This window comes from Blastococcus sp. TBT05-19 (assembly GCF_003319095.1).
Classification (GTDB): Bacteria; Actinomycetota; Actinomycetes; order Mycobacteriales; family Geodermatophilaceae; genus Blastococcus.
On record NZ_QOHI01000007.1, the window covers coordinates 224,450 to 246,595 of the forward strand.

The following is a 22,146-nucleotide window of genomic DNA, read 5'->3' on the forward strand; positions in this document are numbered from 1 at the left end:
TGCCCTGGGGCTCGGGGGTTCGTTCGGGGGTCAGTCGTTGGCGCCGGAGGACACCAGAGCGTCGGCGCCGCCGACGATCTCGCTGATCTCCTGCGTGATGTCTGCCTGGCGGATCTGGTTGGCCTGGCGCGAGAGGTTCTTCGCCAGCTCCTCGGCGTTGTCCGACGCCGACTTCATCGCCCGCCGACGGGACGCCGACTCGGAGGCCGCGGCCTCCAGCATCGCCGCGTAGATGCGGGTCGTGACGTACTTCGGCAGCAGGGCGTCGAGCAGCCCCTCGGCCGACGGTTCGAACTCGTAGGCCGCCTGCAGCCCGTCGTCCTTCGCGACGCCCTGCTCGCGGTCCTCGCGCTCGTAGTCGAACTCCTCGACCTCCTCGACCTCCAGCGGAGCCATCCGCTTGGCGACCGGGACCTGGGCGAGCAGCGACCGGAACTCGGTGAAGACGATGTGCAGCTCGTCCACACCGGCGATGCCATCAGGACCAGCGGAGCCGCCGGCTCCGTTGTCGTGGTCGTCGTCCTCACCGGAGGTGAAGGCCTCGATGAGGGCCTGGCCGACCTCCTGCGCGTCGGCGTACCCGGGCTGCTCCGAGAAGCCGGTGAACGTCTGCTCGACGTCGCGCTCGCGGAACCGGTAGTAGGTCTCGCCCTTGCGGCCGACCACGTAGAGCACCGGCTCCTTGCCCTCCTGCCGGAGCAGGCCCAGCAGCTCTTCGGTGCGCCGCAGCACGTTCACGTTGTACGAGCCGGCGAACCCGCGGTCGGAGGTGATCACGAGGACCGCGGCCCGCTTGGGGTTCTCCCGCTCGGTGAGCAGCGGGTGGTCCAGCGACGCAGACGAGGCCAGCGCCGAGAGCACGCGCGTGATCTCCCGGGCGTAGGGCTTCGAGGCCTCCACCCGGGCCTGGGCGCGCACGATGCGGGCGCCGGCGATCAGCTCCTGGGCCGAGAAGATCTTCTTCGTCGACCGCGTGGAGCGGATGCGGCGCCGCAGCGCGCGGAGGTTACCGGCCACGGGTCAGGCCTTCTTCTTGACCTGGACGCGCTCCTGACCCCGCTCCGAGGCGTCCATGGCCTCGGCCTCGGGCTCGTTCACGAGCGACTCGCCGTCAGAGGTCGTGAACTGACCGTAGAAGGCCTCGACGGCCCGCTCCAGGCTGCTCACGGTGTCGTCCTCGAGCTTCTTGCTGCTGCTGATCGACGGCAGGATGCCGTTGTCGCCGCGAGCGATGAAGTCGAGGAACTCGCTCTCGAACCGGCGCACGTCGCCGACGGCGACCCGGTCGAGCCGGCCGGTGGTGCCCAGCCAGAGCGAGACGACCTGGCGCTCCACCGAGTACGGCGAGTACTGCCCCTGCTTGAGCAGCTCGACCAGGCGCTGGCCGCGGTCCAGGGTGGCCCGGCTGGACGCGTCGAGGTCCGAGGAGAACGAGGAGAACGCCTCGAGCTCGCGGAACTGGGCCAGGTCCAGGCGCAGGCGGCCGGCGACCGACTTCATCGCCTTGATCTGCGCGGAGCCACCGACGCGGGACACCGAGATGCCGACGTTGATGGCCGGGCGGACGCCGGAGTTGAACAGACCCGTCTCGAGGAAGATCTGCCCGTCGGTGATCGAGATGACGTTGGTCGGGATGTAGGCCGACACGTCGTTGCCCTTGGTCTCGATGAGCGGGAGACCCGTCATCGAACCGGCGCCCAGCTCGTCGGACAGCTTCGCGCAGCGCTCCAGGAGGCGGGAGTGCAAGTAGAAGACGTCGCCGGGGTAGGCCTCGCGGCCCGGCGGGCGGCGGAGCAGCAGCGACACCGCACGGTAGGCCTCGGCCTGCTTGGTGAGGTCGTCGAACACGATGAGGACGTGCTTGCCCTCGTACATCCAGTGCTGGCCGATGGCCGAGCCCGTGTAGGGGGCGATGTACTTGAAGCCCGCGGCCTCCGAGGCCGGGGCGGCGACGATGGTCGTGTACTCCATCGCGCCGGCGTCCTCGAGGGCCGAGCGGATCGAGGCGATCGTCGAGCCCTTCTGGCCGACGGCGACGTAGATGCAGCGGACCTGCTGCGCCGGGTCGCCGGTCGCCCAGGCTTCCTTCTGGTTGATGATCGCGTCGATGGCGATCGCGGTCTTGCCGGTCTGGCGGTCACCGATGATCAGCTGGCGCTGGCCACGGCCGATCGGCGTCATGGCGTCGATGGCCTTGATGCCGGTCTGCATCGGCTCGTGCACCGACTGGCGCTGCACCACGGTGGGGGCCTGCAGCTCGAGGGCGCGGCGGCCGGTGGTCTCGATGGCGCCGCCGCCGTCGATCGCGTTGCCGAGCGGGTCCACGACGCGGCCGAGGTAGCCGTCGCCGACGGGCACCGAGAGGACCTCGCCGGTCCGGCGGACCTGCTGGCCCTCCTCGATGCCGGAGAAGTCACCGAGGATGACGACGCCGACCTCGCGCACGTCGAGGTTCAGCGCCAGGCCACGCACACCGCTCTCGAACTCGAGCAGCTCGTTGGTCATGACCGAGGGCAGGCCCTCGACACGCGCGATGCCGTCACCGGCCTCGGTGACGATCCCGACCTCTTCCCGGGATACGTCGGGCGAGTACTCGGTGACGTAGTTCTGGATGGCACTGCGGATCTCGTCTGCGGAGATCGTCAACTCGGCCATGGCTCTGAGTCCTCTTCCCTGCGGGGTCGTGTCTGTGGAGTGTGGGCGGTCAGCCGGCCAGCTGCCGGCGGGCAGCTTCCAGGCGGTGGGCGATCGTGCCGTCGATGACCTCGTCGCCCACCTGGACGAGGAGCCCGCCGAGCACCGTGGGATCCACGGTCACGTGCAAGCCGATGGTCCGTCCGTAGAGGCGGCCCAGCGCGTCGGCGAGCCGCTGCTCCTGGGCGGCGGTCAGCGCCGTGGCCGTCGTCACGCGGGCGATCGACTGCCCACGACGCCGGCTGGCGACGTCGGACAGCCGCTCGATCGCGACCCCGGCCGTTCCGACGTGCGAACCGGTCAGGACGTTCCGGAGCAGCTGCTCGGTCACCGGGCTGACCCGGCCCGACAGCAGCCGGTCCAGGAGCGCGGACTTGCCCTCCGCGGACCCGGTGCGGTCGCTGAGGATCCGCGACAGCCCCTGGTCGCCGGCGACGATCCGGCCGAAGCGGAAGAGCTCGTCCTCCACGTCGTCCAGCTCACCGCGGGCGTCGGCGGCGTCGAGCGCGGCCTCGGTGGCCAGCGTCGTCGCGGCCTCCACCATGTCCAGCGGCCGCGACCAGCGCTGCCGCACCGTGACCGAGAGGACGTCGAGGGCGGCCGGCTGCAGTCGCGAGGAGAACAGCCGCTCGGCCAGCGCCGCACGCTCCTCGGGCTTGCCCGAGGGGTCGGCCAGCGCCCGGCGCAGCGACGGCTGGGCCTGCAGCAGCCGGGCGACGGCGAACAGCTCGTCGGCCAGCGCCAGCAGGTCCGGGCCGGCAGCTCCCTGGGTGCGCTCGGACAGGCGCTCGCGCGCCTGGACGAGCGCCACCCGGCTGGATGCCTCCATCAGCGGTTGCCCTCCGGCACGGTCACGGCGGGGCCGCGACCACCGTCGGTGCTCATCCCGTCGAGCTGGTCGAGGAACCGGTCGACCGTGCCCTGACGACGGGCGTCGTCGGCGAGGGACTCCCCGACCACGCGACCGGCCAGGTCGACGGCGAGCGCGCCGATCTGCCCGCGCAGCTCGTTGACGACCTGCTGACGGGCCGAGGCGATCTGCTCCTCGCCGCGGGCGACGATGCGAGCCGACTCCTCCTGCGCCTGGGTGCGCAGCTCCTCGATGATCTGCTGCCCCTCGGCGCGGGCGGCGTCGCGGATCTGCGCGGCCTCGTTGCGGGCTTCCGCCAGCTGCGCCTTGTACTGCTCGAGAGCGGCCTTGGCCTCGGCCTGCATGGCCTCGGCCCGCTCGATGCCGCCCTCGATGGTGCGCTGGCGCTCGGCCAGCATGGCCTCGAGGCGCGGGACCACGAAGCGCTTGTACAGGAAGTACAGGACAGCGAAGGAGATGATGCCGACGATCAGCTCACCCGGGTGCGGGATGACCGGGTAGGTCGACTCCCAGAAACCACCCTCGCCGCTCTCGGCGGCCAGCACAGCGGCCGCGTCGTCGATAGCCCCCATCTCGGGTGCTCCTTCCGGTCCTCGGGTCACGAGAAGACGAACGCCAGGGCGATGCCGAAGATGGCCAGCTGCTCACAGAGCACGAAGCCCAGGATGGCGATGGTCTGCAGCACGCCGCGGGTCTCGGGCTGACGCGCCACGCCGCTCACGTAGGCAGCGAAGATCAGGCCGATGCCCACGCCCGGCCCGATGGCCGACAGGCCGTAGCCGATGATCGCAAGATTGCCTTCCATGGGTTTTTCCGTTCCTCTCGGTCGGTCTGTGCTGCCGGGTGGCGCACATGGGTGGTGCAGTTCTGGGGCGTGCCCGCAGACGATCAGTGGTCGTCGGCGTAGACCTCGGCGATGTAGATCGAGGCCAGGAGGATGAAGACGTAGGCCTGCAGGAACGCGATCAGGATCTCGAACGCGCTGAAGAGGAGGAACATCAGGAAGGCCGGGATGGACACCAGCTTCAGCAGGCCCTCGCCGTGGAGCAGCAGGTACTCGCCACCGAGCGCGAACAGCAGCAGCAGGATGTGGCCGGCGAACATGTTGCCGAAGAGCCGCAGCGTGAGCGTGACCGGGCGGGTGACCAGGAAGGTGACCAGCTCGAGCAGGAAGACGACCGGCACGACGAACAGCGGCAGGCCGCTCGGCACCAGGTTCTTGAGGAAGCCCCCGATCCCGCGGCGGCGGACGCCGGCGACCAGGTAGACGACGTAGACCCCGAGCGCGAGGGCCAGGGGGAAGCCGATGCGGCTCATCGTCGGGAACTGGACGGGCGGGATGATGCCCATCAGGTTGTTCACCAGGATGAGCGTGAACAGCGTGAACAGCAGCGGGATGTAGGGCTTGAAGTGCGCCGAGCCGATGATGTCGCGGCCGATCGAGTTGCGGACCAGGCCGTACATGCCCTCGAGCCGGAACTGCCCACGGCCCGGGACCACCGACAGGCGGCGGGTCGTCACCATCATCACGACGGCGAGGCCGATGGTGACCAGCACCATCACGATCATGCTGCGCGTGATGGCGAAGGCGCCCTCGCCGACCAGCGGCTGCCAGAAATCTGGCGCGCTCGGCGGGACGAACTCCTCGGCGGCCGAGACCACGGTCGTCACTACTCAGCCTCCGTCAGGAACTGCGGTTGGGTGCAAGCCGGCGGCCCGGACACCGGATGCGCGCGCACGGCGCAGCTCCCGATCCTCACAGGCCCCGGTCACTGTAACGGACCCAGATGCTGAAGATCGCGGCGGCCATGCCCAGCACCAGCGCCACGGGCAGCACCCACACCTGGCCGGTCGCCTCGCTGATCCACCAGGCCGGCAGCCCGAACACCAGCATCGCCGACAGCAGCGTGCCCATCGCGTCCCAGCCCTGGCGCAGGTGGGCGCCGGCGACCATCTGGTGGTGCACCGGCGGCTCCTTGCGGGGACGCTCGCCGGTGCCGTCGGTCACGACCGGATCCCGGGAGCGGGCTCGTCGTAGATGTAGGTCTTGACGCGGGTGAACGCGACGATCTCGCCGATGGTGCCGGCCAGCGACACGACGATCGCCGTGACCGCGAAGGCGATCGGGGACAACCAGTCCGCGTTCCGGAACAGGATCAGGAAGACGCCGAGCAGCATGACCTTGAAGAAGTAGCTGACCATCGCGCCCATGAAGACCACGCGCGGGTCCAGGCCCGCCATCTTCCGCAGGATCAGCATCGTCGACACGGTGCTCAGCACCACGAGAGCGGACGCCAGCGCGCTGCCGGCGAAGCCGAGCGACCCGTCGACCAGCGTGAACACCACGATCGCGATGACGGCGACGGCGATCGAGGGCACGGCGCCACCGCGGAGCATGGCGCCGTAGGGGTCGGGTCTGTCGGCGGCCCGGGGCTCAGGAGTCACGCCCTACCGTATCCGGCGTCGCCCCGCCACCGGCAGGGAGCAGGGACGGCGGCCGCCCCGGCCGGGCTCAGCGGGGGGCGCCGCCGACCGCGGACGGCGGCTCGGCGCCGGCCCGGCGCACGCGGGCCGTGGGGTGGTCGGCCCGGCTCTTCCGGCGCTGCGCCTCCAGCTCCGCGGCCCGCGCCTCGCGCGCGGCCCGCCGGGCCCGGGGGCTCAGCACCACGACCACGCCGACGACGAGCAGGACCGCGATCACGACCAGGAGCTCGGCCCGTCCGCCGGTGATCGACAGGCCGACGGCGCCGAAGGAGAGCAGCGCGGCCCAGAAGTACATGACGAGGACCGCCCGCCGGTGCGAGTGGCCGATGGAGAGCAGCCGGTGGTGCAGGTGCATCTTGTCCGGCGCGAACGGCGACCGCCCGCGCAGCGTCCGCCGGAAGACCGCCAGCACCAGGTCGGTGAACGGGATGAAGAGCACCGCCACCGGCACCAGCAGCGGAAGGGTCAGCGGCAGCAGGCTGGCCGCCGAGCCGAAGGACTGGGCGTCCACTCCCCCGGTGGCGCTCACCGCTGCCGCCGACAGCATGAGGCCCACCAACATCGAGCCGGAGTCGCCCATGAAGATCCGGGCCGGGCTGAAGTTGTGCGGCAGAAAGCCCAGGCAGGCCCCGGCCAGGACGGCGGTGATCAGCGCCGGCGCGCTGGCCGATTCGACGTAGCCGTCCAGGGCCAGGCTGTAGCTGTAGGCGAAGAACGCCAGCGCCGCGATCGCCGAGACCCCCGCCGCCAGGCCGTCCAGCCCGTCGATGAAGTTGAGCGCGTTCACCGCCAGGACGGTGAGCAGGATGGTCGCCGGGACACCGACGTCGGGCCCCAGGGAGATCGTCCCGATGTCGGCGACCGGCAGGAAGACGTAGGCCAGCTGCACGCCGAGCAGGACCATGACCCCGGCTGCGGCGATCTGACCGGTGAGTTTCGTCAGGGCGTCCAGGCCCCACTTGTCGTCCAGCACGCCGAGCAGGCAGATCAGCCCGCCCGCCACGAGCACGGCGTAGGCCTGGGAGTCGTCGAACGTGCGCTGCAGGTTCGGCAGCCGTGAGGCGACCAGGATGGCGGCGACGACGCCGAGGTACATCGCCATGCCGCCGCCCCGGGGCGTCGGGATGACGTGCACGTCGCGCTCCCGCGGCGCCGCCATCATCCGCAGCCGGATCGCCGTCATCCGCACCACCGGCGTGGCCAGGAAGGTGACCAGCGCCGCGGTGAGGAGGACGACGACGTATTCGCGCACGGCTCAGGCGGTCCGTGCGGGCTCGGGGTGGGCAGTCGGTCGGGTCGGGTGGGGGTAAGCAGGGTGGGTGCCGACCAGCTCGCGGACACCGGCGGCGACCTCCGCCGTCCGGCTGCCGTCGGAGTCGCGGATCGCGGTCCCGATGAGCGAGGCGATCGACTTCATCTCCGGCTCGGCCATGCCCTGGGTGGTGACCGCCGGGCTGCCGACCCGGATGCCGGAGGCGACCGACGCCGGCTGCGGGTCGAAGGGGATCGCGTTCTTGTTGAGCACGATGCCCGCGGCACCGCACCGGGCCTCGGCGTCGGCACCGGTCACGCCGGTCCCCTGCAGGTCCAGCAGCGCGAGGTGGGTGTCGGTGCCCCCGGCCACCGGCCGCAGACCCTCGTCCGCCAGCCCCTCGGTGAGGGCCTGCGCGTTGGCGATGACCTGGCGCGCGTAGGCCTGGTACCCGGGCTGCAGGCACTCCTTGAAGTTCACCGCCTTGGCCGCGACGGCGTGCATCAGCGGCCCGCCCTGCATCATCGGGAAGGCCGACTTGTCGATCGCCTTGGCGTGCTCGGCCTTGCAGACGATCGCGCCACCGCGGGGGCCGCGCAGCACCTTGTGCGTGGTGAAGGTGACCACGTCGGCGTAGGGCACGGGGCTCGGGATCGCCTTGCCCGCGACGAGGCCGATGAAGTGCGCGGCGTCGACCATGAAGATCGCGCCGACCTCGTCGGCGATCTCGCGGAACGCCGCGAAGTCGATCAGCCGCGGGATCGCCGAGCCCCCGGCCACGATGAGCTTGGGCCGGTGCTCGCGGGCCAGGTCGCGCACCTGGTCGTAGTCGATGTGCTCGGTCTTCTCGTCGACCCCGTACTGCACGGCGTTGAACCACTTGCCGCTGAAGCTGACCTTCGTGCCGTGGGTCAGGTGGCCGCCGTGCGGCAGCGCCATGCCCAGGAAGGTGTCACCGGGCGAGAGGAAGGCGCCGTAGGCGGCGAGGTTGGCGTTGGCCCCGGAGTGCGGCTGCAGGTTCGCGTGCTCGGCGCCGAACAGCTCCTTGGCCCGCGCGATGCCGATCTCCTCGGCGCGGTCGACGACCTCGCACCCGCCGTAGTACCGGCGTCCCGGGTAGCCCTCGGCGTACTTGTTCGACAGCGTGCTGCCCAGCGCGGCCAGGACGGCGGGGCTGGTGAAGTTCTCGCTGGCGATCAGCTGCAGCCCGCCGCGCAGCCGGTCGAGCTCGTCGGTGACCACCCCGGCGATGTCGGGATCGAAAGCGGCCAGGGCGTCGAAGTCCGGCCCCCAGTAGGGCGTGCTCATCTCGGTCGCACTCCAGAACGTCGGTGCGGGCGCCCGCGGTACCCGGGCTCGGGCGGCGCGGCGGTCAGAGACCCACTATGACACTGCCCGCGCGCTAGTCCGTGATCTCGGGGACGACCTCGCGGAGGCGTTCCACCGAGACGGCGCCGACGCGCAGGACGCGCGGGTTCGGGCCGGTGCAGTCGACGATGGTGCTGGCCGCCGAGCTGTCCCGGGGGCCGCCGTCGAGCACGACCGCGGCGTGGGCGCCCAGCTGCTGGTCGGCCTCCTGCGCGGTGGTGGCCGCGGGCCGGCCGGAGCGGTTGGCGCTGGACACGGCGAGCGGGCCGGTCCGGCGGAGCAGGTCGCGGGTCAGCTCGTCGTCGGGCAGCCGGACGGCGACGGTCCCCTCGGCGTCGCCGAGGTCCCAGGCCAGCGACGGCGCGTTCTCGACGACGAGGGTGAGCCCTCCGGGCCAGAACTCCTGGGCCAGCCGGGTGGCGACCTCCGGCGTGCGCAGGACCAGACCGGCCAGGGTCGACGCCTCGCCGATCAGGACCGGCACCGGCATGCCGCGACCGCGGTTCTTCGCCGCGAGCAGCCCGGTCACAGCGGCCGGGGCGAAGGCGTCGGCGGCCACGCCGTAGACCGTGTCGGTGGGCAGCAGGACCAGCTCGGAGCGGGCGATCGCCGCGGCGGCGGCGTCCAGCCCGGCGGTCCGGGCCTCGGGGTCGGAGCAGTCGTAGATGTCGGCCACGGGTGCCGAGTCTGTCATCGGTGCGGGACGTCGCGCGGACCCGGCGTCAGTCATCGCCCTCCTCGCCCTTCTCCTCCTCCTTCTGCTGCTGCTCCTGCTGCTTCTTCGCCTCCTCCTCCCGCTTCTTCGCCTCCTCCTCCTGCTTCTTCGCCTCCTCCTCCTGCTTCTTCGCCGCCTCCTCCTGCTTCTTCGACTCGTCCTCGCCCCGCTCGCCGTTCCCGCCGGGCTGCTCCACCGGGGCGGGCACCGGCACCGGTGGCACGGCGTAGGACAGCCGCACGAGGTCGTCGGGGGCGAGCGTTCCCTCCGGTTCGACGGCGGTGACGTCGCCGGCCGGCACGTCACCGGCCTCCACCGGGACGAGCTCCACGCGCAGGCCGCGCCCCACGAGGTCGGCCTGCACCTCGCGCACGGGGCGTCCGACGAGGTCGGCCGCGACCACCTCGATCCCCTCCGGTGTCGCCGACGTCGGCGTGGTCCCGGAGGACGGGGTGCCGGACCCGGTGGGGAGCACGGTGACGAGGACCGCGACGGCGATCAGCGCGACGGCCGCGGCGACCAGCGCCGGGATCAGCCAGCGCCGGCGTCCACGGGCTGCGGGTGCGGCCACGGCGCGGATCGGTTGCGTCCCCGACCCCGGGACGGGCAGCACCGCGGTGGGCGCCCGCCGCGCCGGCGAGGTGGGCAGTCCCGCGGTCAGCCGGCGGGCGGCGTCCCGGAGCGCCGCGCCGTCGGGGTAGCGGGCAGCCGGGTCCTTCGCCATGGCCTGCTCGACGAGCGTGCGCACCCCGGCCGGGACGCCCATCGGCAGCGGCGCCGGCTCGTCGCGGATGTGCATGACGGCGATCTGGACCGGGTTCTCGGCCTCGAAGGGGCGGCGTCCGGCCAGGCACTCGTAGGCCACCGCGCCGAGCGCGTAGACGTCGCTGGCCGGGGTCGCCTGACCGCCGGCGGCCTGCTCCGGGGAGAAGTAGTGCGCCGTCCCGACGACCTGACCGGTCCCGGTGACCGCGACGCTGGCCGCCGAGCGCGCGATCCCGAAGTCGGTGATCTTCACCGTCCCCTGCGGGGTGACCAGGATGTTGGCGGGCTTGATGTCGCGGTGCACGATCCCGGCCGCGTGCGCGGCGGCGAGCCCGTCGGCGACCTGGTCCAGGATGTCGACGGTCCGGGCGGCGTCCAGCCGGTGCTCGCGGGCGAGCAGGTCGGCGAGCGACTCCCCGTCGACGAGCTCCATCACGAGGTAGGCCGACGACTGCGCGTGCGGGGTCGCCGGGACCTCGCCGTAGTCGAACACCGCAGCGATGTGCGGGTGCGTCAGGAGCGCGGCGTGCTGGGCCTCGGCCCGGAACCGCGTCAGGAAGGTGGCGTCGCCGGCGTACTGCTCGCGGAGCACCTTCACCGCGACCGGGCGGTCGAGCAGCGTGTCGTGGCCGCGCCACACCTGGCCCATGCCGCCGCCGGCGATCAGCGACGTGAGGCGGTACCGGTTCGCGAGCAGGTCCGGGTGCATCAGCCCTCCGTGCGTCGAGCGGTCGTGAACCGTGGGCGGCCGGCGAGATCCACGTGGTCCTCGACCTCGGTGAAGGCGCCGTGCGCCCGGACGAGCGCGGGCAGCGCGATCCCCTGCTGGTCGGCGTGCTCGATGCCCAGGTACCCGCCGGGTCGCAGCAGCCGCGCGGCCACCGACAGCATGCCCCGGACGACGTCCAGGCCGTCGGGCCCTCCCCACAGCGCCAGCGGCGGGTCGTGGTCGGCGACCTCACGGGGCACGCGGGCACCGTCGGGCACGTAGGGCGGATTGGAGACGACGACCTCGACCCGGCCGTCGAGCTCCCCCAGCAGCGCCGGGTCGGTCATGTCACCGGCCACGACGCCCACCGGGGTGTCCTTCTTCCCGACCCGCTCCAGGGCGTTGTGCCGGGTCCACTCGATCGCGCCGGGGTCCCGCTCGACGGCGGTCACGCGGGCTCCGGGGTGCTCGTGCGCGATCGACAGGGCGATGGCGCCCGATCCGCTGCCGAGGTCCACCACGATCGGGCCGTCGAGCCCGGCCAGCCGCTCGAGCGCCCACTCCACCAGCAGCTCGGTCTCCGGCCGCGGGACGAACACCCCGGGCCCGACGGACAGCTCGAGGTGCCGGAAGGCGGCGCGGCCGGTCAGGTGCTGGAGCGGTATCCGGTCGGCGCGCTGGTCGAGCAGCGCGGCGAAGCGGGCCGCGGCGTCGTCGTCCACCTCGTCGAGGGTGACCAGACCCGCCCGCGCGCGGCCGACGACGTGACCCAGCAGCAGCTCGGCGTCGACCCGCGGCGACTCCACCCCCGCGTCGGCGAGCCGCCGGGTAGCCTCGGTCAGGAGCGCGCGGGTGTTCAGGACCCGGCCGCCAGCAGCTCGGCGGTGTGCGCGGACGCCAGGGCGTCGATCACCGCGTCGAGGTCGCCGTCGATCACCGCGTCGAGGTTGTGCGCCTTGTAGCCGACCCGGTGGTCGGCGATCCGGTTCTCCGGGAAGTTGTAGGTGCGCACCCGCTCGCTGCGGTCCATGGTCCGCACCTGGCTGCGGCGCTGGTCGCTGGCGGTCGCGGCGGCCTCCTCGCGGGCCGCGGCCAGCAGCCGGGAGCGCAGCACCCGGAGTGCGGACTCCCGGTTCTGCAGCTGGCTCTTCTCGTTCTGCGAGCTGACCACGATGCCGCTGGGCAGGTGGGTGATCCGGACGGCGGAGTCGGTGGTGTTGACGCTCTGCCCGCCGGGGCCCGAGGAGCGGAAGACGTCGATGCGCAGGTCGTTGGGGTCGACCGTGACGTCGACCTCCTCGGCCTCCGGCAGCACGAGGACGCCGGCCGCCGAGGTGTGGATGCGGCCCTGCGACTCGGTCACCGGGACCCGCTGCACCCGGTGCACGCCGCCCTCGAACTTCAGCCGCGACCAGATGCCCTCGTCGGTGCGGGACTTGATGGCCACGGCGACGTCCTTGTACCCGCCGAGCTCGGCGTCCACGGCGTCGAGCACCTCGGTCGACCAGCCCCGGCGCTCGGCGTACCGCAGGTACATGCGCAGCAGGTCGCCGGCGAAGAGCGCGGACTCCGCGCCCCCCTCCCCCGCCTTGATCTCGAGGATGACGTCCTTGTCGTCGTCGGGATCCTTGGGCAGCAGCTGCTCGCGCAACCGGCCGGTGAGCTCCTCGATCCGCTGCTCGAGCGCGGTGGCCTCGGCGGCGAAGGACGCGTCCTCGGCGGCGAGCTCCCGGGCGGCGCTGAGGTCGTCGCGGGCCTGGTCCAGCCCGCGCGAGGTCTCGACCAGCGGGGCGAGCTGCGCGTAGCGCCGGGCCATCCGGCGGGCACGCGACTGGTCGGCGTGCACCGCGGGGTCGGCGAGCTCCTGCTCCAACCGCGCGTGCTCGGCGAGCAGCCCGGCCAGCCGGTCGGCCGCCGACGTCTCGGTGCTCGTGCTCACGCAGACCTCCGACAGGAGGGCCAAAATGGCCATTTTGGCCCGGTATGGGTGCGGACATGACGACGGCGCCCGCCCCACCGCGAGGTGGGACGGGCGCCGTCGGAGTGGCTACTTGTCGGCGGTCTCGGCGCCGGCAGCGGCACGCTTGCCGAACCGCTTCTCGAAGCGGGCGACGCGGCCACCGGTGTCGAGGATGCGCTGCTTGCCGGTGTAGAAGGGGTGGCAGGCCGAGCAGGTCTCGACGGTCAGCTGACCGGTCGGGCTGGTGCTGCGGGTCTGGAACGTGTTGCCGCAACCGCAGGTCACGGTGGTGACGTTGTAGGCCGGGTGGATGTCGGGCTTCATGGCTGCGCCTCTTCTGCGGAGTCTGTGTCGTTCGGTGTGCGTCAACGCCGGGGGCCGGACGGCTATTTCCGGCCGCGCCCGCGGGGCTCGGTCGACCAGTCTCCCAGATCGGGAGACCGGTCGACCGTCCGGGTCTCAGTCCTTGTCCGGACCCAGCGTCGTCTTCTGGATCTGCATGAGGAACTCGACGTTGTTGCGCGTCTTCTTCAGCTTCTCCAGCAGCAGCTCCAGCGCCTGCTGCGGCTCGAGCGCGGCGAGCACCCGACGCAGCTTGATGACGATGGCCAGCTCGTCGGGCGACATGAGGATCTCCTCCTTGCGCGTGCCCGACGCGTTGACGTCGACCGCCGGGAAGACCCGCTTGTCCGCCAGGCGGCGGTCCAGCTTGATCTCCGCGTTCCCCGTGCCCTTGAACTCCTCGAAGATGACCGTGTCCATCGTGGAGCCGGTCTCGACCAGCGCCGAGGCGATGATCGTGAGCGAGCCGCCGTTCTCGATGTTGCGGGCAGCACCGAGGAAGCGCTTGGGCGGGTAGAGCGCCGTGGAGTCGACACCACCGGAGAGGATGCGCCCGCTGGCGGGGGCCGCCAGGTTGTAGGCGCGGCCCAGGCGGGTGATCGAGTCCAGCAGGACGACGACGTCGTGGCCCATCTCGACCAGGCGCTTGGCCCGCTCGATGGAGAGCTCGGCGACCGTGGTGTGGTCCGACGGCGGCCGGTCGAAGGTCGAGGCGATGACCTCGCCCTTCACCGAGCGCTGCATGTCGGTGACCTCCTCCGGACGCTCGTCGACCAGGACGACCATCAGGTGGCACTCGGGGTTGTTCGTCGTGATCGCGTTCGCCAGCGACTGCAGCACCATCGTCTTGCCGGCCTTGGGCGGCGACACGATGAGCGCGCGCTGCCCCTTGCCGATCGGCATGACCAGGTCGATCACACGGGTGGTCAGCAGGTGCGGCTCGGTCTCCAGCCGCAGGCGGTCCTGCGGGTAGAGCGGGGTCAGCTTGGTGAACTCCGGGCGGTTGCGGGCCTGCTCGGGGTCCAGACCGTTGACCGTGTCCAGCCGCACCAGGGCGTTGTACTTGTCCTTGCGCTCGCCCTCGCGGGGCTGGCGCACCGCGCCGGTGATGGCGTCACCGCGGCGCAGGCCGTAGCGGCGCACCTGCGACAGCGAGACGTAGACGTCGTTGGGCCCGGTCAGGTAGCCGGAGGTGCGGACGAACGCGTAGTTCTCCAGCACGTCCAGGATGCCGGCGACGGGCAGCAGGACGTCGTCCTCGCTGACGGTCGGCTCGCCCTGGTCGAAGCGCTCCCGGCCGGTGCCGCGCTTGTTGCGGTCGCGGTAGCGACGACCCCGGCGACCGCGGCCGCCCTCGAAGTCGTCGTCCTCGTCCTCGGCCGGGCCGTTGCCCCGGTCGTTGCGGGGGGCGTCGGCGCGCCCGCCGTCGGTGCGGTTGTCGGGACGGTTGCCGCGCTCGTTGCGGTCGCGGTCGGGACCGCGGTTGCCGTCGCGCCCCCCGCCGTCACGGTTGCCGTCACGAGCACCGCCGTCGCGGTTGCCGTCACGGGCGCCACCGTCGCGGTTGCCGCGCTCGGCGCGGTCACCGTTCTCGCGGTTGCCGCGCTCGGCACGGTCACCGTTCTCGCGGTTGCCGTCCCGGTCCCCGCGGTTGCCGTCCCGGTCGCCGCGGTTGCGGTTGCGGTTGCGCTGCGGGCGGTCGCCGTCGCGCTGCTCGGCGTCGGCCTCGCCGTCGGCGGTGGTCTGCGGGTCGACGGGCGCGGAGCCCTCGGCCGGCGCGGTCTCGGCCGTGCGCGCCTCGGTCGGCGAACCGGCCGGGCGGCTGGCACCCCGGCGGGTGCGCGCGGGCGGCGCGTCGCCGGTCAGCGGGCCGCCGTTGGCGCCACCGCTGATGGGGGCCTCGAGGGGCGCGGCGGTCGCGGCCGCACCGCGGGCGGTGTCGGCGCCGCCGGTGGATGCGGTCTCGGCGCGCGGCGCGGGGGCCGCGGAGTCGGGGCCGTCGACCTGGCGCTCGGAGATGGCGGCGACGAGGTCGCTCTTGCGCATCCGGCCGGTGCCGGAGATGCCCAGCTCGGCGGCCAGGCGCTGGAGCTCGGGCAGCAGCATGCCGGCCAGCCCGTTGCCGCGGCGACGGGGTCGGCCCGTCGTCCCAGAAGCGGCAGTGCCCTCGCCGGAGGCGTCCGATGCGCCGGTCGCGACGAGGTCGGTGGTTTCGCTCACGTACAGGTCCTTCCCTGCGGTGACCTGCGCCGTCTGAGCGCAGGGGGCCCGGTCCTCGTCGGCCGGCCGGAGGGCGGGCGCACGGAGGATCAGGTGGAGAAGATGCGAGGCGGATCAGCGGCGAAGAGGTTCGAACTGCTTCGGCCCCGCGCGAGGCTCGCCCGAGTGGGCGGCTACGCCGTGAGCCTAAACGCAGCTCACAGCCGAGACAACACCGGTGGTTTCCCGCGTCTTCCCCGTTATCGAGACGATACCTGGGCCGTCCCACGCGACACCCGCGCCCCGGTGGGGTCGACGTCCAGCGGGAGCACCGTCCAGCCCTCCGGGACCGACGCCGTCACGTCGCGCAGCTCCTCGGCGCCGGGCGGCTGGTCCGCCGAGCGGACGGTGCGTCGCGCGAGCACCAGCACCGACGGCCCGGCACCCGAGACGACGGCGGCGTGGCCCGCGGCCCGCAGCCGCTCGATGACCGCGAGGGACGCCGGCATCGCCGTGGCCCGCTGGCGCTGGTGCAGCCGGTCCTCGGTCGCCTCCATGAGCAGGCTCCCCGAGGTGAGGGCGTGCACCAGCAGCGCGGACCGGCCGGCGTTGAACGCGGCGTCCGCGTGCGGCACGACGTCGGGCAGGAGCCCCCGCGCGACCTCCGTCGACAGCGTCGCGTCCGGCACGAGGACGACCGGCATGACGTCGCCGTGCACCGGCAGGCTGTCCGCGCCGACGCCGGTCTCCCCCGTCCAGGACAGGGTCAGGCCGCCCAGGAGGCAGGCGGCCACGTTGTCCGGGTGCCCCTCCATGGCGGTGGTCAGCCGGAGCACGGCGTTCCCGTCGATGGCCTCGACGTCGGGGCGGAGCGCCCAGGCGCCCAGCACCCCGGCCACCACGGCCGCGGCGGAGGAACCCATCCCCCGCCCCTGCGGGATGCCGTTGTCCGCGACCACGCGCAGACCCGACGGCGACCACCCGAGCTCGTCGCACGCCGCGCGGAAGGCGCGGACGACCAGGTGCGACTCGTCCAGCGGCAGCTCACCCGCGCCGATCCCGCCGACCTCGACCGCCAGCCCCGACGGCTCGACCGAGAACTCGAGCACGTCGTGGAGGGCGAGCGCCAGGCCGGCGCAGTCGAACGCCGGACCGAGGTTGGCGCTGGTGGCAGGTACCCGGACCCGGACCGGCGCCGTCACGGCAGGACCACCGCTGGCGCTCACAACCCGAGCTGGGCCGCGGCGGCGGCGGCGTCCACCGGCACGGTCACGGGGGCGGGGGCACCGGAGATCGCCCACTCGGGGTCCTTGAGCCCGTTGCCCGTGACGGTGCAGACGATCCGCTGCCCCGGCTCGAGCTCACCGGCGTCGGCGACCTGCAGCAGGCCCGCGACCGACGCCGCGGACGCCGGCTCGACGAACACCGCCTCGGTGCGGGCGAGCAGCCGGTAGGCGGAGAGGATGGCGCGGTCGGTGACGGCGTCGATGCGGCCGCCGGACTCGTCGCGGGCAGCCAGCGCCTTGGTCCAGGAGGCCGGGTTGCCGATCCGGATGGCGGTCGCGATGGTGCTCGGGTTCTCCACGACCTGACCGTTGACGATCGGCGCCGCCCCGGCGGCCTGGAAGCCCCACATGCGCGGTGTGCGGGACGCCGTCCCGTCGGCGGCGTACTCGCGGTAGCCCTGCCAGTAGGCGGTGATGTTGCCGGCGTTGCCGACCGGCAGGCAGTGGATGTCGGGGGCGTCGCCGAGCACGTCGACGATCTCGAAGGACGCGGTCTTCTGCCCCTCGATGCGGAACTGGTTGACGCTGTTGACCAGGCTCACCGGGTAGTCGATCGCCAGCTTGCTGGCCAGGGCCAGGCAGTCGTCGAAGTTGCCGTCGACCTGCAGCAGCTTGGCGCCGTGCACCAGCGCCTGGGCCAGCTTGCCCATGGCGATCTTGCCCTGCGGGACCAGCACGGCGCAGGTGATGCCGGCGCGGGCGGCGTAGGCCGCGGCGCTGGCGCTGGTGTTGCCGGTGGAGGCGCAGATGACCGCCTCGGCGCCCTCCTCCACGGCCTTGGTGATGGCCATGGTCATCCCCCGGTCCTTGAAGGAGCCGGTCGGGTTCGCGCCCTCGACCTTGAGGTAGACCTCGCAGCCGGTGCGCTTCGAGAGCTCCCGGGCGGGCAGCAGCGGCGTGGCGCCCTCCTGCAGGGTCACCACCGGCGTGCTGTCGCTGACCGGCAGGCGGGACCGGTAGGCCTCGATGAGCCCGGGCCAGCCCGGGGAGACGGTCGACGAGACGGTCATGACAACCCTTCCACGCGCAGCACGCTGGTGACCCCGACGACCGCGGGCATCTCCCGCAGCGCGTCGATGGTGTCCGACAGCGCCGCGTCCGGGGCGCTGTGGGTCACGATGACCAGCGTGGCGGCGTCGCCGCGGCCGGTCTGCCGGACGGTCGAGATGCTCACGCCGTGCTGCGCGAACTCCTGCGCGACGGCGGCGAGGACACCGGGCTTGTCCGCCACGTCGAGGCTGACGTGGTAGCGCGTCGGCGTCTCGGCCATGGGGCGGACGGCAAGGTCGGCGTAGCCCGAGGGGCCCTGCCCGGCGGCACCGGCCAGCCGGTTGCGGGCCACCGCGACGAGGTCGCCGAGCACCGCCGAGGCCGTCGGCTCTCCCCCGGCCCCCTGGCCGTAGAACATCAGCTGACCGGCGGCCTCGGCCTCGACGAAGACGGCGTTGAACGCACCGCTGACCGAGGCCAGCGGGTGCGTGGTCGGGATCATCGCGGGGTGGACGCGCACGGCGACCGAGTCGCCGTCGGTGCCCGCCACCCGCTCGCAGATGGCCAGCAGCTTCACCGTGCAGCCGATCTCGGCGGCCCGGGCGACGTCGGTGGCGGTGACCTCCGAGATGCCCTCGCGGTGCACGTCGGCGGCCGAGACCGGGGTGTGGAAGGCCAGCGAGGCGAGGATGGCGGCCTTCGCGGCCGCGTCGAAGCCGTCGACGTCGGCGGTCGGGTCGGCCTCGGCGTAACCGAGCTCGGTGGCCTCGGCCAGCGCCTCGCCGAAGCCGGCGCCGGTCTCGGCCATCCGCGACAGGATGTAGTTCGTCGTGCCGTTCACGATGCCGACGACGCGGCTGAGCTGGTCACCGGCCAGCGACTCGCGCAGCGGCCGGAGGATCGGGATGGAGCCCGCGACCGCGGCCTCGTAGTAGAGGTCGACCCCGGCCTTGGCGGCCGCGGCGTGCAGCGCGACGCCGTCCTCGGCCAGCAGCGCCTTGTTGGCGCTGACCACCGACTTGCCGGACTCGAAGGCGGCCAGCATCAGCGAGCGGGCCGGCTCGATGCCGCCGATGACCTCGACGACCAGGTCGACGTCGTCGCGGGTCACCAGCGCGTGCGCGTCGGTGGTCAGCAGGTCCCCCGGGACGTCGGGGTGGTGCTGCGGGCGCCGGACGGCGACCCCGGCGACCTCGACCGGGCGGCCGATGCGCGCGGCGAGGTCCCCCGACTGGTCCTGCAGCAGGCGGAGGACGGCGCTGCCGACCGTGCCGCAGCCCAGGAGCGCGACCTTGAGCGGACCGTTCACGAGCGGGCTCCTCCGGAGTGCTCGGGCGCCGGCTGGGACGGCGCGGGTGACGGTGCGGGACGACCGGCGAGGACGGCGTCGAGCGCGAACACGTCCGCCAGTGTCTGACGGCGGACGATCTCGGTGGCCGAGCCGTCCCGGACGGCGACCACCGGCGGCTTGAGCAGGTAGTTGTAGTTGCTCGCCATCGACCAGCAGTAGGCGCCGGTGGCGGCCACGGCGAGCAGGTCGCCGGGCTGGACGTCCGAGGGCAGCCACAGGTCGCGGACGAGGATGTCGCCGCTCTCGCAGTGCTTGCCCACGACCCGGCACAGCGCGGGCGGGGCGTCGGAGCTGCGGTTGGCCAGCACGCACGTGTAGGACGCGTCGTAGAGGGCGGTGCGGATGTTGTCGCTCATCCCGCCGTCGACCGACACGTAGTTGCGCACCAGCGGCGTGCCCGGCGCCCCGGAGGCACCGAGACGGACCGGCTTGATGGTGCCGATCTCGTAGAGGGTGACGGTGCCGGGGCCGGCGATGGCCCGGCCCGGCTCGACCGCCAGGCGCGGCACCGGCAGCCCGAGCTCGGCGCACTCGGCGGCGACGACCGACCGCAGCCGGCCGGCGACGTCGGCCGGGGTGACCGGGTCGTCGTCCGGGAGGTAGGCGATGCCGAAGCCGCCACCGAGGTTGAGCTCCTCGAGCACCTGGCCCGTGGCGTCGCGGACGGCGCCCATCAGGCCGACGACGCGGTGCGCGGCGGCCTCGAACCCGGCGGTGTCGAAGATCTGCGAGCCGATGTGGCTGTGCAGCCCGGTCAGGCGCAGCGCCGGCTGCTCGACCACCCGGCGGGCCGCCTCCAGCGCGTCGCCGGTGGCGAGGGAGAACCCGAACTTCTGGTCCTCGTGCGCGGTGGCGATGAACTCGTGGGTGTGCGCCTCGATGCCGACGGTGGTGCGGATGAGCACCGGCACCGGCGCGCCCCCGCCGGCCACGCGGGCCGCGGCCAGCGGCACCAGCCGGTCGATCTCGTCGAAGGAGTCGAGGACGACGTGCCCGATCCCGGAGTCGACGGCCAGCTGCAGCTCGACGAGGGACTTGTTGTTGCCGTGCAGCGCGATCCGCTCGGCGGGGAAGCCGGCAGCCAGGGCCAGCGCCAGCTCGTTGCCGCTGCAGGCGTCCAGGTGCAGGCCGTCCTCGGCGATCCACCGGGCGACCTGGCCGCAGAGGAACGCCTTGGAGGCGTAGTGCACGTCGGCGTCGCTGAACGCGTCGGCGAACTCCGCGGCCCGGCCGCGGAAGTCGCCCTCGTCCAGCACGAACAGCGGGGTGCCGTGCGCGCGGGCGAGCTCGGTGACCGGGCGGCCGCCCAGGTGCAGCTCGCCGTCGATCCGCTCGGCCGACCGGGGCCAGACCTGGGGGTCGAGCACGCCGAGCTCGGCCGGCGGCGCACCGGCGGCCGACGGCGGGCTGATGTTCCCGTGGAGCGGCCCGGCCGGGTGCGCCCTCACATCCGCTCCGGGGCGCTCACACCGAGGACGGCCAGGCCGTTGCGCAGCACGGTCGCGGTCGCGGCGCAGAGCGTGAGCCGCGCGCGGTGCAGCTCGCCCGGCTCCTCGTCGCCCATCGGCAGGATGCGGCAGGAGTCGTAGAACCGGTGGTAGGTGCCGGCCAGCTCCTCGAGGTACCGGGCGACCCGGTGCGGCGCGCGCAGCTCGGCGGCGGCCGTGATCACCCGGGGGAACTCGCCGAGAGCCCGCAGCAGGGTGTTCTCGCGCTCGTGGGTGAGCAGCGAGACGTCGACGCCGGCCGGGTCGCCGGGCGCGATGCCCAGGTCGGCGGCGTTGCGCAGCACCGAGGAGATCCGGGCGTGCGCGTACTGCACGTAGAACACCGGGTTGTCGTTGGTCTGCCGGCTCCACAGGTCCAGGTCGAGGTCGATCGTCTGGTCGACCGAGGCACGGGCCAGGGCGTAGCGGGCGGCGTCGGCCCCGACGGCCTCCACCAGGTCCTCGAGCAGGACGACGGTGCCGGCGCGCTTGCTCATCCGCAGCGGCTGGCCGTCGCGCACGAGGTTGACCAGCTGGCCGAGCAGGATCTCCAGGTTGACCTCGGGGTCGTCGCCGACGGCGGCCGACAGCGCCTTGTAGCGGCCGACGTAGCCGGCGTGGTCGGCGCCGAGCATGATCACGACCTTGTCGAAGCCGCGGTCGCGCTTGTCGAGGTAGTAGGCGCAGTCGGCGGCGAAGTAGGTCGGGGCGCCGTCGCTCTTGATCAGCGGCCGGTCCTTGTCGTCACCGAAGTCGGTGGTGCGCAGCCACACCGCGCCGTCGGCCTCGTACACGTGACCGTTCTCCCGCAGCCGGGTGATCGCCTTGTCCAGGGCGCCGGTCTCGTGCAGCGTGCGCTCGCTGAAGTACACGTCGAAGACGACGCCGAAGTCCGCCAGCGTCCGCTTGATCTCGGCGAACATCAGGTCGACGCCGCGCACCCGGAACCGCTCCTGCTGCTCGACCTCGGGCTGCTCGAGCAGCCCCGGCTCGGCGGCGAGCACCTGCTGGGCGATCTCGGAGATGTAGTCGCCGGCGTAGCCGTCCTCGGGCACCGGCCGGCCGGCCGCTGCGGCCATCAGGCTGAGGGCGAACCGGTCGATCTGGGCCCCGGCGTCGTTGAAGTAGTACTCCCGGGTCACCGAGGCGCCGCTGGCCTCCAGCAACCGGCCCAGCGCGTCGCCGACGGCGGCCCAGCGGGTACCGCCGATGTGCACCGGCCCCGTGGGGTTGGCCGACACGAACTCCAGGTTGAGCCGCTGCCCGGCGAGGGAGTCGGTGCGGCCGTAGGCGTCCCCTGCGGTCACCGCGTCGACGGCGATCCGGCCGAGGGCGCCCTGGGCGAGGACGATGTTGAGGAAGCCGGGTCCGGCGATCTCGACCGTGGCGATGCCCGCGTGCGCCCGCAGCTCCTCGGCCAGCAGGCCCGCCACGTCCCGCGGCGGCCGGCCGGCCGGCTTGGCCAGGCGCAGGGCGATGTTGGTGGCGTAGTCGCCGTGCTCGCGCACCTTGGGCCGCTCGATGACGACGTCGGCCGGGACCTCGACGGACAGCTCGCCTCGCTCGACCACCGCGGCCACGGCGGTGCGGACGACGTCCTGAAGCTGCTCCGGTGTCACCGGGAGAGCGTACTGACCGCCCCGGATGGCCCGGTTACCAGCTGACGCACAGGC

General features: G+C 72.9%; 21 protein-coding genes. All 21 read right to left on the reverse strand.

Features of this window, described 5'->3' with window-relative positions; translation table 11 throughout:
* Positions 1-30: 30 nt before the first annotated feature.
* Positions 31-1,017, reverse strand: coding sequence for a F0F1 ATP synthase subunit gamma (locus DQ244_RS18055; protein WP_113812878.1), 987 nt, complete (start codon positions 1,015-1,017; stop codon positions 31-33).
* A gap of 3 nt (positions 1,018-1,020) precedes the next feature.
* Positions 1,021-2,655 (reverse strand): F0F1 ATP synthase subunit alpha, encoded by a 1,635-nt coding sequence (gene atpA, locus DQ244_RS18060; protein WP_113812879.1) that lies wholly within the window; start codon positions 2,653-2,655, stop codon positions 1,021-1,023.
* 49 nt (positions 2,656-2,704) lie between these two features.
* Positions 2,705-3,523 carry a F0F1 ATP synthase subunit delta gene (locus DQ244_RS18065; RefSeq protein ID WP_113812880.1) on the reverse strand — a complete coding sequence of 273 codons (819 nt, stop codon included), beginning with the start codon at positions 3,521-3,523 and terminating at the stop codon, positions 2,705-2,707.
* Positions 3,523-4,137 carry a F0F1 ATP synthase subunit B gene (locus DQ244_RS18070; RefSeq protein ID WP_113812881.1) on the reverse strand — a complete coding sequence of 205 codons (615 nt, stop codon included), beginning with the start codon at positions 4,135-4,137 and terminating at the stop codon, positions 3,523-3,525. The genes DQ244_RS18065 and DQ244_RS18070 overlap by 1 nt, the downstream gene beginning before the upstream one ends.
* Positions 4,138-4,163: 26 nt before the next feature.
* Positions 4,164-4,370: an ATP synthase F0 subunit C gene (locus tag DQ244_RS18075; protein WP_104525021.1), complete on the reverse strand. Its 207-nt coding sequence runs from the start codon at positions 4,368-4,370 to the stop codon at positions 4,164-4,166.
* 83 nt (positions 4,371-4,453) lie between these two features.
* Positions 4,454-5,236 carry a F0F1 ATP synthase subunit A gene (atpB, locus tag DQ244_RS18080; RefSeq protein WP_199580467.1) on the reverse strand — a complete coding sequence of 261 codons (783 nt, stop codon included), beginning with the start codon at positions 5,234-5,236 and terminating at the stop codon, positions 4,454-4,456.
* Between the two features lie 85 nt (positions 5,237-5,321).
* Positions 5,322-5,573, reverse strand: a complete 252-nt coding sequence (locus tag DQ244_RS18085) for a hypothetical protein (RefSeq protein WP_113812882.1) — start codon at positions 5,571-5,573, stop codon at positions 5,322-5,324.
* Positions 5,570-6,010 (reverse strand): hypothetical protein, encoded by a 441-nt coding sequence (locus DQ244_RS18090; RefSeq protein WP_147251559.1) that lies wholly within the window; start codon positions 6,008-6,010, stop codon positions 5,570-5,572. Before DQ244_RS18090 ends, DQ244_RS18085 begins: the two co-directional genes overlap by 4 nt.
* Before the next feature lie 67 nt (positions 6,011-6,077).
* On the reverse strand, positions 6,078-7,301 hold the full coding sequence (locus DQ244_RS18095; RefSeq protein ID WP_113812884.1) for a glycosyltransferase family 4 protein: 1,224 nt from the start codon (positions 7,299-7,301) through the stop codon (positions 6,078-6,080).
* Between the two features lie 3 nt (positions 7,302-7,304).
* Positions 7,305-8,609, reverse strand: a complete 1,305-nt coding sequence (glyA, locus tag DQ244_RS18100; protein WP_113812885.1) for a serine hydroxymethyltransferase — start codon at positions 8,607-8,609, stop codon at positions 7,305-7,307.
* 94 nt (positions 8,610-8,703) lie between these two features.
* On the reverse strand, positions 8,704-9,345 hold the full coding sequence (locus DQ244_RS18105; RefSeq protein WP_199580468.1) for an L-threonylcarbamoyladenylate synthase: 642 nt from the start codon (positions 9,343-9,345) through the stop codon (positions 8,704-8,706).
* A 46-nt stretch (positions 9,346-9,391) separates the two neighbouring features.
* Positions 9,392-10,858 (reverse strand): protein kinase domain-containing protein, encoded by a 1,467-nt coding sequence (locus DQ244_RS18110; RefSeq protein WP_113812887.1) that lies wholly within the window; start codon positions 10,856-10,858, stop codon positions 9,392-9,394.
* Entirely contained in the window at positions 10,858-11,718 is an 861-nt protein-coding gene (prmC, locus tag DQ244_RS18115; protein ID WP_113812958.1) for a peptide chain release factor N(5)-glutamine methyltransferase, read from the reverse strand. The genes DQ244_RS18110 and prmC overlap by 1 nt, the downstream gene beginning before the upstream one ends.
* Positions 11,715-12,797 (reverse strand): peptide chain release factor 1, encoded by a 1,083-nt coding sequence (gene prfA / locus DQ244_RS18120; RefSeq protein WP_113812888.1) that lies wholly within the window; start codon positions 12,795-12,797, stop codon positions 11,715-11,717. Before prfA ends, prmC begins: the two co-directional genes overlap by 4 nt.
* Positions 12,798-12,905: 108 nt before the next feature.
* Positions 12,906-13,142, reverse strand: a complete 237-nt coding sequence (gene rpmE / locus DQ244_RS18125; RefSeq protein WP_113812889.1) for a 50S ribosomal protein L31 — start codon at positions 13,140-13,142, stop codon at positions 12,906-12,908.
* 135 nt (positions 13,143-13,277) lie between these two features.
* Positions 13,278-15,380, reverse strand: coding sequence for a transcription termination factor Rho (gene rho / locus DQ244_RS18130; RefSeq protein WP_113812890.1), 2,103 nt, complete (start codon positions 15,378-15,380; stop codon positions 13,278-13,280).
* A gap of 239 nt (positions 15,381-15,619) precedes the next feature.
* Entirely contained in the window at positions 15,620-16,561 is a 942-nt protein-coding gene (thrB, locus tag DQ244_RS18135; protein ID WP_113812891.1) for a homoserine kinase, read from the reverse strand.
* A gap of 20 nt (positions 16,562-16,581) precedes the next feature.
* The gene (gene thrC, locus DQ244_RS18140) at positions 16,582-17,655 is read right to left on the reverse strand and encodes a threonine synthase (protein WP_113812892.1); all 1,074 of its coding nucleotides are present in this window, start codon (positions 17,653-17,655) and stop codon (positions 16,582-16,584) included.
* Positions 17,652-18,944, reverse strand: a complete 1,293-nt coding sequence (locus tag DQ244_RS18145) for a homoserine dehydrogenase (RefSeq protein WP_113812893.1) — start codon at positions 18,942-18,944, stop codon at positions 17,652-17,654. The genes thrC and DQ244_RS18145 overlap by 4 nt, the downstream gene beginning before the upstream one ends.
* Positions 18,941-20,434 carry a diaminopimelate decarboxylase gene (gene lysA / locus DQ244_RS18150; protein ID WP_113812894.1) on the reverse strand — a complete coding sequence of 498 codons (1,494 nt, stop codon included), beginning with the start codon at positions 20,432-20,434 and terminating at the stop codon, positions 18,941-18,943. The genes DQ244_RS18145 and lysA overlap by 4 nt, the downstream gene beginning before the upstream one ends.
* Positions 20,431-22,092, reverse strand: a complete 1,662-nt coding sequence (gene argS, locus DQ244_RS18155; protein ID WP_113812895.1) for an arginine--tRNA ligase — start codon at positions 22,090-22,092, stop codon at positions 20,431-20,433. The genes lysA and argS overlap by 4 nt, the downstream gene beginning before the upstream one ends.
* Positions 22,093-22,146: the final 54 nt, after the last annotated feature.

Excerpts from the sequence above, each read along its gene's own strand:
- atpA (WP_113812879.1), bottom strand. The coding sequence starts at position 2,655 with ATGGCCGAGTTGACGATCTCCGCAGACGAGATCCGCAGTGCCATCCAG.
- DQ244_RS18065 (WP_113812880.1), bottom strand. The coding sequence starts at position 3,523 with ATGGAGGCATCCAGCCGGGTGGCGCTCGTCCAGGCGCGCGAGCGCCTG.
- DQ244_RS18070 (WP_113812881.1), bottom strand. The coding sequence starts at position 4,137 with ATGGGGGCTATCGACGACGCGGCCGCTGTGCTGGCCGCCGAGAGCGGC.
- DQ244_RS18075 (WP_104525021.1), bottom strand. The coding sequence starts at position 4,370 with ATGGAAGGCAATCTTGCGATCATCGGCTACGGCCTGTCGGCCATCGGG.
- glyA (WP_113812885.1), bottom strand. The coding sequence starts at position 8,609 with ATGAGCACGCCCTACTGGGGGCCGGACTTCGACGCCCTGGCCGCTTTC.
- DQ244_RS18110 (WP_113812887.1), bottom strand. The coding sequence starts at position 10,858 with ATGCACCCGGACCTGCTCGCGAACCGGTACCGCCTCACGTCGCTGATC.
- rpmE (WP_113812889.1), bottom strand. The coding sequence starts at position 13,142 with ATGAAGCCCGACATCCACCCGGCCTACAACGTCACCACCGTGACCTGC.
- thrC (WP_113812892.1), bottom strand. The coding sequence starts at position 17,655 with ATGACCGTCTCGTCGACCGTCTCCCCGGGCTGGCCCGGGCTCATCGAG.